Raw genomic sequence first — 4,025 nt, 5'->3', positions numbered from 1 at the left:
TCGAATCGTCGATATAATGAAAAAATCGCTGATATAAGTGGAGAAATCGTCGATATATTTGAAAAATCGCTGATATATTCCGGCGATTACCAGATGGGGTATATAGGGAAGGAGTTGCTGTAGAGTAGCTTCTTTTTATTATGGTGACGGGGTCTGCAAACCAACATAAAAAAAGCTGGAAGAATCTCTTCCAGCTTACGAGTTACTTTCAATTTGGCGACCGTTTTCTTCTTCGTTGTCTTGTAATAGGTTGAATACATCTGCTAGACAGAATGCAATGAACCAAGTCCATAGACCGTGGAAGAAAGCTGAGCTTAATTGAAGTGGTAATGTATAGTTAGTCATTGAGTAGGAAATACATCCGCCGACAATTCCGATCATTGTTAATAACATTGTTTTTTGCGCATTTTCTTCTGGATTAAAGAGGAAGAAAATGTATCCACCTAAAATTGAAGCGCTTACAAGTGTTTCGATTCCATTAAAAATGATATTCTCTCCAAGCTGAGTGTTTGTCCAGAAGCAGATTGTTCCGCCGATAATAGCAAACAGGACAGCTATTGTATATCGTATATATTGATTCATATGTTCATCTCCTTATGTAATAAGATGATTTGGAAGTCAAAAAGGTAGGTATAGTATATTGAAGTGAGTTTTAATTGTACGTATCTTTTTATAAAAAGATCATTGAAGAGTAACTAAGATGATCGGTTATTTAAACCGTTACGTGTATGGTGTCTGAAATATACCTGACTGCTCGTTTCTTTTTGTTTGTAAAATATGAGAAACTTCCAAGTCTATATACTCTTTTTTTGTGAGTCTGTTTTCATTATAACACATTTAGAGACATAATAATAGAATTATCTGATTTTGTAATAAGTGTAAAAAATAAAAAACGCAAGGAAATACCATTAACGGTGCGGTTTAGTAGAAGAAGGAGTTTCATTTATTTTGATGAAATATGTAATCAAGGTGAGATCTAAGAAGGCTTAAATACGATAAAAAGTGTTTTATGGCATGCATGTAATGTAAGGGAGGAGAGTTAACTTGGAGTTCACAACAGAAAGATTAATAATTAGACCTTTTAAAAGTACTGATTTACAGGATGTATTTGCTATTTATAATAGTGAGGATACATGTAAGTTCCTATTACATAATAAGTGGACTCATGAAGACATGCAGGAAAGATTTAATAAGAAGATAGCAAACAATGCACTTACTAAAGACTCAATATTAAGTTTGGCGGTTATATACAAAACTAAGGTAGTTGGTGATTTATCCGTATGGTACACAAATATGAGAGACACTGTTGAGATTGGTTATAGTTTTTCAAATGAAGTAGCTGGGAGAGGTTTGGCAACAGAAGCAGTAAGTCGTTTGGTATTTAAATTATTTAATGAATGTAATGTACATCGTATACAAGCTAATCTTGATGCACGTAATACAGCTTCACAAAAATTGTGTGAACGAATAGGTATGAGAAAGGAAGCACATTTCATACAAGATTTCTGGAATAAAGATGAATGGACAGACAGTATTGTATATGGAATGCTATCCTCCGATTTGTAGTAATAAACTTAATGATTGTATTATGCTAAAAGGTGCGTGAGTTGAATAACAAAGGGCATCACATATAATATGTGATGCCCTTTCATGTATTGACCTTTTTTATATACGTTTGAAACGGCCGACAATTTCAACTGTTTCAGTAATATTCATAAATGCTTTATTATCCACTTGACGGATAATACGTTTCATTTCGCCTAACTCATAGCGAGTCACGACAGTGTAAATCATTTTTTTCTTATGGTTTGTATAGCCGCCGACAGCATCTACCATTGTCACGCCACGTATGCCGTGATGTAGTAGGGCGCTTTTTATTTCCTCGCCTTTTTCTGTAATTGTCATTATCGTTAATTTTATATGTTTCGTATGCACAGCATCGATCACTTTGCTGACTACAAATCGACTAATTAACGTATAAAGTGTAATATCCCATCCGAAAATAAATCCTGCTACAACAAGTAAGATTAAGTTGAATACAAATATGATTGCTCCAATTGAAACATCGCGATATTTCGCTACAATCAATCCAACAACATCAAATCCACCTGTTGAAGAAGCAAATCGGAATATGATTCCTGAGGCTGCTCCGCAGATTACACCGCCGAATACAGAAGATAGTAAAATATCGTCTGAAACTTGGTGTACAGGGATAATGTTCATCGCTAACGATGATACAGCTACAAAGTACGCTGTTAAAAAGGTTGTCTTCTTGCCTAAGTAAAAGTGACTTAAAATAAGAAGAGGAATGTTTAGTAAAAAGATAAGTGCACCGATATTGTAGTGCATTAAATAACCGATAATCATCCCTACCCCAGCGAATCCACCGCTAATCATGTTATGCGGGATAAAGAACATATTCATAGAAATTGCATACAAAATAGAAGCTACGAAAATAACAACCAACTGTATGATAAATTCTAAGTGAAATGTTTTAGCTGCTGGGAAGGATAAAAAGGCGGTGTCGGGAACGTAATCGGCGTCTCCTAGTTGACCCATAGTATGTTTCATCTCCATATTCATTTTTGATTACAAGAAGAGAATAAAGGTTTTTTCAAAAACTGGCAATAGTTTTATTATAATGCAAAAATTTTATAAATTTCTAATAAATCAAGCCTATTCATTGATGTGTGTGAATATACTAAAGAAAGCGAATACAATGTTTCTTAATTATTATTTTCTTGAGAAAATATGCAAAATACTTTTTTTGACGATAAAAGGAAATAGAGAATGTTTGCCGAATGTGCTAAAATGACCTTATTAAGGATGTGAAGCGATGGAATTTTTATTGCAGGATGCAATTCTATATATATCGTTTGTAACGACAGCACTTTGTTTGTTAGAAGTTTTCTTCCTTGCTAACGTTTCTCGCTTTGTGCGTCAGCAAGCATCGAGCGGTAGACAAAGAGCATTTGCGTTAGTTGATACATGTGAAGATAGTGCGGGGAATGTACCGCTATTTTCTATTTTTTATAAATATGGAATGATTCGTTCTGTACGCAGACAAGAATCAAGTGAAGAGAATGACGAGGTCGGTCCGTATACACCAATGTTTCGCTAAATAATTACGAAACATTGGAGGAATGAACATGTTAAAATCATACCGAGCTGTGCTCGTTAGTTTATCATTATTACTTGTTTTTGTTTTATCTGGTTGCAGTAATGCAGCACCAATTGATGCACATAGTACGGGAATTTGGGATCATTATTTTGTCTATCCAATCTCGTTTATGATTCAATTTGTTGCTCATCATATACCGGGAGCTAGCTTCGGGATTGCTATCATTATTATGACGCTCGTTATTCGTTCAGCGATGATTCCATTAGCTGTTTCGCAATATCGTAGCCAAGCGAAAATGAAGAAAATGCAACCTGAATTGCAGAAGCTAAAGAAGAAATACGGTGATGTAAGTAAAGATCTTGAAAAACAAAAACAGTATCAAAAAGAAATGTCAGAACTAATGAAATCAGGCGGTTGGAATCCACTTGCTGGTTGCTGGCCTCTATTAATACAAATGCCGATTTTTTCTGCTTTGTATTATGCGATTAGCCGAACAGAAGAGATTCGCACATCTTCGTTTTTATGGGTGAACTTAGGACATGCAGATCCTTATCATATATTACCGATTATTGCAGCGTTAACGACATTTATTCAGATGAAAGTTTTCCAATCTAATATTACACCTGGAGAACAAGTACAGATGCTAAAAATGCAGCAAATTATGATGCCCGCAATGATTTTATTTATGGGATTTGCGGCACCATCAGGACTTGTGTTGTACTGGATAATAGGTAACTTATTTACAATGACACAAACAATCGTATTAAGAAAAATAATGGAACGTGAAGAATTACAATTACAAAAAGCTTAGAAAAACACCGCTCGGGATGAAGTGAACCCTGAAAACGGGACACCAATCAAAACACCTAAACCACTTGTTCCCTAAATTCTTTAGGGGATAGGT

The 4,025-nt window shown here is 34.9% G+C and carries 5 protein-coding genes; 3 read left to right on the top strand and 2 right to left on the bottom strand.

Annotation, left to right across the window (positions count from 1 at the left end):
- Positions 1–195 precede the first annotated feature (195 nt).
- Entirely contained in the window at positions 196–582 is a 387-nt protein-coding gene (locus PDQ33_RS28365; RefSeq protein WP_001077770.1) for a DUF3938 domain-containing protein, read from the bottom strand.
- Positions 583–1,044: 462 nt separating this feature from the next.
- On the opposite strand from PDQ33_RS28365, the gene PDQ33_RS28360 reads away from it, so the two are divergent.
- A complete protein-coding gene (locus tag PDQ33_RS28360) occupies positions 1,045–1,566 on the top strand; it encodes a GNAT family N-acetyltransferase (protein ID WP_061131775.1) in 522 nt (173 codons plus the stop codon).
- Between the two features lie 99 nt (positions 1,567–1,665).
- Here the strand turns inward: PDQ33_RS28360 and PDQ33_RS28355 are convergent, their stop codons facing one another.
- Positions 1,666–2,559, bottom strand: a complete 894-nt coding sequence (locus tag PDQ33_RS28355) for a YitT family protein (protein ID WP_000530037.1) — start codon at positions 2,557–2,559, stop codon at positions 1,666–1,668.
- A gap of 277 nt (positions 2,560–2,836) precedes the next feature.
- Between PDQ33_RS28355 and PDQ33_RS28350 the strand changes: the two genes are divergently transcribed.
- Positions 2,837–3,121, top strand: coding sequence for a hypothetical protein (locus tag PDQ33_RS28350; RefSeq protein WP_000394930.1), 285 nt, complete (start codon positions 2,837–2,839; stop codon positions 3,119–3,121).
- A 28-nt stretch (positions 3,122–3,149) separates the two neighbouring features.
- Positions 3,150–3,932, top strand: coding sequence for a membrane protein insertase YidC (yidC, locus tag PDQ33_RS28345; protein ID WP_061131774.1), 783 nt, complete (start codon positions 3,150–3,152; stop codon positions 3,930–3,932).
- The last annotated feature ends 93 nt before the right edge of the window (positions 3,933–4,025 follow it).

It is taken from the genome of Bacillus cereus group sp. Bc031, from assembly GCF_027716265.1.
GTDB lineage: Bacteria > Bacillota > Bacilli > Bacillales > Bacillaceae_G > Bacillus_A > Bacillus_A paranthracis.
Note: the sequence above shows the minus strand (reverse complement) of the source record. Positions and strands in the feature narration are given on the sequence as shown.

Bases quoted from the DNA above. Each gene is read 5' to 3' on its own strand.
- PDQ33_RS28365 (WP_001077770.1), bottom strand. From the start codon at position 582: ATGAATCAATATATACGATATACAATAGCTGTCCTGTTTGCTATTATC.
- PDQ33_RS28355 (WP_000530037.1), bottom strand. From the start codon at position 2,559: ATGGGTCAACTAGGAGACGCCGATTACGTTCCCGACACCGCCTTTTTA.
- PDQ33_RS28350 (WP_000394930.1), top strand. From the start codon at position 2,837: ATGGAATTTTTATTGCAGGATGCAATTCTATATATATCGTTTGTAACG.
- yidC (WP_061131774.1), top strand. From the start codon at position 3,150: ATGTTAAAATCATACCGAGCTGTGCTCGTTAGTTTATCATTATTACTT.